The following is a 5,597-nucleotide window of genomic DNA, read 5'->3' as shown; positions in this document are numbered from 1 at the left end:
CAACGACGTCGACACCTACGACTACTTCCGCGACTCGCTCGTCGACCTGAAGGAGGAGGACCACGACCCGACGGACAGAGACGCCGCGAAGGACGTGATCCTCGACTCCGAGCAGGAGTACCAGGGCGTCATCTACCAGGACGAGGAGTCGGTGCCGTACCACGAGCAGCACGGCGTCGACGAGGACATGTCCGTCATCCCGGACGGCGCGCCCGAGGGCGCGACGGACCTCGTCCGCGAGTTCTACTGACGGCGCCGTCCGTTCCCCCGACTCGTTTTCAGCGATCGGCGACCGCGGCGACCGCCGGTATTCCGACCTCCGCCGATCGCCAAAATTCGGCGACCCAGCCGGGTCACGGCCCGTTCCCGACCGGTTTCAGCAAGCCTAATTACGTGGGTCCGAATTACGTGGTATATGAGTGATCGCTACGACGTCATCGTCGCGGGCGCCGGTCCGGCGGGGGCGCAATGCGCCCGCGACCTGGCGACGCGCGGCTACGACGTCGTCGTCCTCGAAACGGAGTCCGAAGACGGGTTCCCCCGCCAGAGCAACAAGTCGACAGCCGGGACGTTCCCGTCGATGATGTCCGCCTTCGGGATCCCCGACGACGTCGTGATGTCGTACACCGACGATGTGGTGTTAGAGTCGCCGAACAGCTACTACGAGAGCTACCAGCCGGGCGCTGTCCTAGAGTTCGCCGAGTTCAAGCGGTTCCTCGTCGAGGACGGGCGCGAGAACGGCGCGGAGTACCGGTTCGATTCCCGCGTCTCCCGGCCGATCCTCGACGACGACGGCGTCGTCAAGGGCGTCCGGTACGACGGCGACGAGGAGGTGTACGCCGAGGTCGTCGTCGACGCCACCGGCCCGGCGGCGCCGCTCGCGAGCGCGCTCGACGTGGTCGACCTAGAGCGGGAGAACCAGGCGATCGGCATCGAGTACGAGATGGAGGGCGTCGAGATGAATCACCCCGAGTACGCCGACCTGCGGCGAGCGATGATGCTCCGGCTCGACCACGACATCGCGCCCGGCGGCTACTCGTGGATCTTCGCGACGGGCGAGGACACCGCGAAGGTCGGCATCTGTTACATCCAGAACGACCGCCACCGCGAGTTCGCCGAGGAGGGGAAGACCGTCGACGGCTACCTCGAGGACTGGATCGAGGAAGATCCGCGGTTCGCCGACGCCGAACAGATCGGCGAGACGGTCCACCGCGGCTCGGCGCACATCCAGATGCCCGACGAGATGCACACCGACCGGTTCCTCGCGATCGGCGACACGGTCCCCACCATCGACCCGCTGTGGGGCGAGGGGATCCACAAGGGGATGAAGTCCGCCCGCGCCGCGGCCGCCACCATCGACCGGTGTCTCACGGACTCGGAGCGCCGCCTCGACGCCGAGAGCCTCGCCGTCTACGAGCGGCTCTGGCACCGCGACGTGGCCCCGCGGATGCGCTCGCGGCTGATGCTCACGCGGCTACTGTACCTGGCGCCGAACGAGCGGTATGACCGGCTCATGCGCGACCTCAGCCGCACGGACGACAACACCCTCGAGAAGGCGAACCAGGGCGACAAGGCCGCGATGGCGAAGCTGCTCCACCTCGACGACCTCCCGCTCCTGGCGAAGTTCGCGCGGGAGCGGTTCGGGTCGTAGCTGGCTGTTTTCAAAAGGAAGCGTTGGCGCGCCCGGAACCCGCCGCCTCGACTTAGCGCTCGTCGATCGGGACGAAGTCGGCGCTCTCGGGGCCGACGTAGCGGGCGCGCGGGCGGATGAGGCGGTTGTCGGCCTGGTACTCGACCATGTGGGCGATCCAGCCGCCGGCGCGGCTCATCGCGAAGATGGGCGTGTACATGTCGACCGGGATCCCGAGCGTGTCGTAGACGGAGCCGGAGTAGAAGTCGACGTTCGGGGCGATCCCCTTGTCGAGGAGCCCCTGATCGGTCAGGTACTCCTCGATCGCGGTGGTGTAGTCGAGCCACTTCGTGTCGCCGGAGGACTCGGAGAGATCGCGGAGTTTCTCCTGGAGGATCTTCGCCCGGGGGTCCTTCACCTTGTACACGCGGTGGCCGAAGCCGGGGATACGGCGGCCGTCCTCGCGGGCGTCTTTCACCCACGAGACGGGGTCCTTCGACGAGTCGTCGATCTCGTGAAGCACCTCCATCACGTCCTGGTTCGCGCCGCCGTGAAGCGAGCCGGAGAGCGCGCCGATCCCGCCGGTGACGCCGGAGTACACGTCGGCCAGCGTCGAGCCGATCACCATCGCGGTGAACGTCGAGGCGTTGAGTCCGTGGTCGGCGTGGAGGGTCAGCGCCATGTCGAACGTCTCCTCGCTGACCCCGTCGGGCTCGGTTCCGGTGAGCATGTAGAGGAAGTTCCCGGCGTACGAGAGGTCGGAGTCCGGCGAGACGGGCGCCTCGCCCTGTCGGGCGCGCTCGAACGCGGCGAGCACCGTCGGGATCTTCGCCGTGATCCGGCGGCCCTGAAGCCGCGCCGTCTCGGTGGGGTGATCGTCGCCGAGCGCGTCGGCGTCGGCGTCGTACGCCGACAGCATGGAGGTGGCCGTCCGGAGCGCGGCCATCGGTCGCTCGCCGGCGTCGGCGAGCGTCCGGACCGTGTCGAGCACGTCGTCGTCGACGGCCCGCTCTGCGGCCAGGTCCGCGGCGAACGCGTCGAGCTCCTCGCGGGTCGGCAGCGAGCCGTGCCAGAGGAGGTATAACACCTCCTCGTAGCTCGCGCCCCGAGCGAGGTCCTCGATGTCGTACCCGCGGTATACGAGCTTCCCGACCTCGCCGTCGACGTGGCTCAGCTCCGACTCCGCGACGAGGACGCCTTCGAGCCCGCGCTTTAACTCGTCTGACATGGAGTGACGTTCCGACGGCCGCCAAAAAAGCGTTATCTTTCAAGAGGGATAAAATTCGACGATCGACGAACAACCTGGAGTCGAACGACGGCGGGGAGGCGAGCCGACGCGGTCCGGTCGCCCGCGTCAGCGCGCCGGGACGACGGTGACGGTCCGCTTGCGGTCGATGGCGTCCTCAAGCTCCTCGGCGATCGCGGAGCCGCGGGACACCTGGACCTCGCCGCCGCGACCGACGGTGGCGGTGAAGAGGTACTCCCCGTCGGCGCGCACCTCGACCGTCTCGCCGACTCCGTCGTCGACGTCGATGACGACGTGCCGAGAGGTGATCTCCGGCTGGACGACGGTGCCGCGCTCCTCGCCGACCTGTCCCCCTCGACCGCCGGTCTGCCCGTTCGCGCCGCGCTCGTCGCCGCCCGGACCGCCGGCGTCGCTCGGCTTCTCGTCGTGGGTGCGGACGTCGATCTCGATGCCGAGCCGGTTCTCGATGTCGCTGATGCGGCCGCCGCCCTTCCCGATGACGGTGCCGATGTCGCCCTCGGAGACGTACACCACCGCCTCGTCGTTCCCCTTGAGCTCGACGTCGACGTGGCCGTGCGCGACCGACTTGATCTCGCGTTCGATCTCCCTCTTGGCGATGCGGCCGACGCCGGTCTCGGACTCGGCCTCGCCGCCCTCGTCGTTCAGCGGGACGGTGACGACCTGCCGGTTGAACGTGTAGATCTCGTACTCCGGCCGGCCGGTCTCGAAGTTCGATACCTGGATGACCGGGCGCGCGAGGTCCTCGGCGGTCAGCCCGGCGGGGACCTTCACCTCGGTGGTCACGTCGTAGACGGTGTGGACCTCGCCGGCCTCGATGTAGACGACGGTGTCGACGATCTGCGGGATCATGCCGAGCTCGACGCGGCCGACGAGCCGCTGGAGGGCGTCGATGGCGCGCGAGGCGTGGACGACGCCGACCATCCCGACGCCCGCCATCCGCATGTCCGAGAACACCTCGAAGTCGTTCGTCTTCCGGACCTCGTCGTAGATGGTGTAGTCGGGACGGACCAAGAGGAGGGAGTCGGCCGTGTTCTCCATCTCGCCGCCGAGCGCGCCGTACTGGGTGATCTCCGGGCCGACCTGGAGGTCGCGCGGCTTCTCCATCGTCTTCACCGCGTAGTCGCTGTCGTTGAGGAACTCCGCGACCGCCTGCGCGAACGTCGACTTCCCGGCGCCGGGGGAGCCGGAGATGAGCACGCCCCGTTTCCGCTCTTTGAACCGCTCCCGGAGCTCGTCGGCAAACTCGTAGTCGTCAAGCGTGGTCTTCGCGATCGGGCGGACCGCCGTGATCTCGATCCCGTCCGCGAACGGCGGCCGCGCGACCGCGATCCGGTAGTTCCGGAACTGAACGATGTCCATGCCGTCGTCGGAGAGCTCGATAAACCCCTCGTTGGACTGGCGGGCGAGGTCGACGATCGCGGTCGCCCACTCGTCCATCTGCTCCTCGCTCGTCTCCGTCTCGTCGATGACCTCGTACCGCATCTCGCCGAGGCTCCCGCGCTTCGCCTTCGGCTTCGTGCCCGTCTTGAGGTGGACCGACATCGTCTCGTCGGTGAAAAAGTCCTGAATCGGAAGCTCGTCGACGACGCCGCGGGCGACCGGCTCGACGTACTCGACGTCGATCCCCTTCGCGCGGGCGACCTCCGCCTGCACGACGTCGCTGGAGAGGAGGGTAGCGTCGCGGTCGGCGGCGATGTCGCGGATGAGGGCGTCGACGTCGCCCTCGTGGGCGTGCGAGCGGGCGTCGCCGTCGGCGCGCTCGCCGACGTACTCCAGTTCGATTGTCCCCTCGTCGGCGAGGTCGGCGAGCCGCTTGAGCTCGCTCAGGCCGTCCCAGCCCGACTCCAGCCCGTCGTTCGCCTGCGACTCCAGCTCGCCGACGACGGCCTCGGGGACGAGCACCGCCGCCCCCTCGTAGGTCCCGTCCGCGACGCGTTCGGACACGCGGCCGTCGACGACCGCACTGGTGTCCGGTACTACGTTCATACCCTGGTTCCGGGCGGGAGGGGTATAAGAGTGTTCGACCCGGACGACGGCCCCTCTCGGCGGGCGCGACGGGGCGATCCTCCGGTCGACCGCGGGCCGGCCGCTCAGTCGTCGGCGGCCGCCCGTGACCCCCGCTCCGTCCGCAGCCGCCGGGCGTACTCGGTGAAGTTGTCGAACAGGGCTTTCACCTCGCAGGCGGCGTCGTGCGCCGCCGGGGTGATCTCGCCGAGGACGGCGTCGACCCGCGCGTCGCCGAGCCGCTCTCGCTTCCCCTCAGTGACCTCGCGAGCGGTGTCGACGTCGTACTCCGGGTGGAACTGCACGCCCCAGCAGTGGCCGTCGCGGAAGGCGTGGACGCCGTGGTCGTTCTCGGCGAGCAGCGTCGCGCTCGGCGGGAGATCGACCACCGTGTCGCCGTGGGTGGTGAAGGCGGTGAACTCCTCGCCGACCCCGTCGAACAGCTCGTCGTCGCCGTGCCGGCGCACGGCGTTGTACCCGATCTCGAAGCCGTCCATCCCCGCCACGCGCCCGCCGAGCGCCTCCGCGAGCACCTGGTGGCCGTAGCAGACGCCGAGCACCGGGACGCCCGCGTCGGCCGCGTCCGCGACGTAGTCGACGAGCGGGGGGATCCACGCCTCGTCCCAGTAGACGGACGAGCGGGAGCCGGTGACCACGACGCCGTCGAACTCGGTGTGGTCGGGGAGGTGACCGCCG

At 69.1% G+C, this 5,597-nt stretch carries 4 protein-coding genes and 1 pseudogene; 2 read left to right on the top strand and 3 right to left on the bottom strand.

Translation table 11 applies throughout. From position 1 onward, the window contains the following. A pseudogene (locus SD626R_RS06235) lies at positions 1-250 on the top strand (2-oxoacid:ferredoxin oxidoreductase subunit beta); the annotation flags it as partial. 165 nt (positions 251-415) lie between these two features. Beyond that, positions 416-1,651, top strand: coding sequence for a digeranylgeranylglycerophospholipid reductase (locus SD626R_RS06230; protein ID WP_092564844.1), 1,236 nt, complete (start codon positions 416-418; stop codon positions 1,649-1,651). Positions 1,652-1,703: 52 nt separating this feature from the next. On the opposite strand, the gene citZ is transcribed toward SD626R_RS06230, so the two are convergent. From citZ to SD626R_RS06215, 3 genes are all read right to left on the bottom strand, one after another. After that, the gene (gene citZ, locus SD626R_RS06225) at positions 1,704-2,858 is read right to left on the bottom strand and encodes a citrate synthase (RefSeq protein ID WP_092564842.1); all 1,155 of its coding nucleotides are present in this window, start codon (positions 2,856-2,858) and stop codon (positions 1,704-1,706) included. A gap of 126 nt (positions 2,859-2,984) precedes the next feature. Then, positions 2,985-4,883: a PINc/VapC family ATPase gene (locus tag SD626R_RS06220; RefSeq protein WP_092564840.1), complete on the bottom strand. Its 1,899-nt coding sequence runs from the start codon at positions 4,881-4,883 to the stop codon at positions 2,985-2,987. A gap of 104 nt (positions 4,884-4,987) precedes the next feature. After that, the coding region (locus tag SD626R_RS06215; RefSeq protein WP_141651424.1) for a type 1 glutamine amidotransferase at positions 4,988-5,597 on the bottom strand (610 nt) is incomplete at its 5' end.

It is taken from the genome of Halorubrum sp. SD626R (assembly GCF_001261915.1).
GTDB lineage: Archaea > Halobacteriota > Halobacteria > Halobacteriales > Haloferacaceae > Halorubrum.
This window is presented reverse-complemented; position numbering and strand designations above follow the sequence as displayed.

Excerpts from the sequence above, each read along its gene's own strand:
- citZ (WP_092564842.1), bottom strand. The coding sequence starts at position 2,858 with ATGTCAGACGAGTTAAAGCGCGGGCTCGAAGGCGTCCTCGTCGCGGAG.
- SD626R_RS06220 (WP_092564840.1), bottom strand. The coding sequence starts at position 4,883 with ATGAACGTAGTACCGGACACCAGTGCGGTCGTCGACGGCCGCGTGTCC.
- SD626R_RS06230 (WP_092564844.1), top strand. The coding sequence starts at position 416 with ATGAGTGATCGCTACGACGTCATCGTCGCGGGCGCCGGTCCGGCGGGG.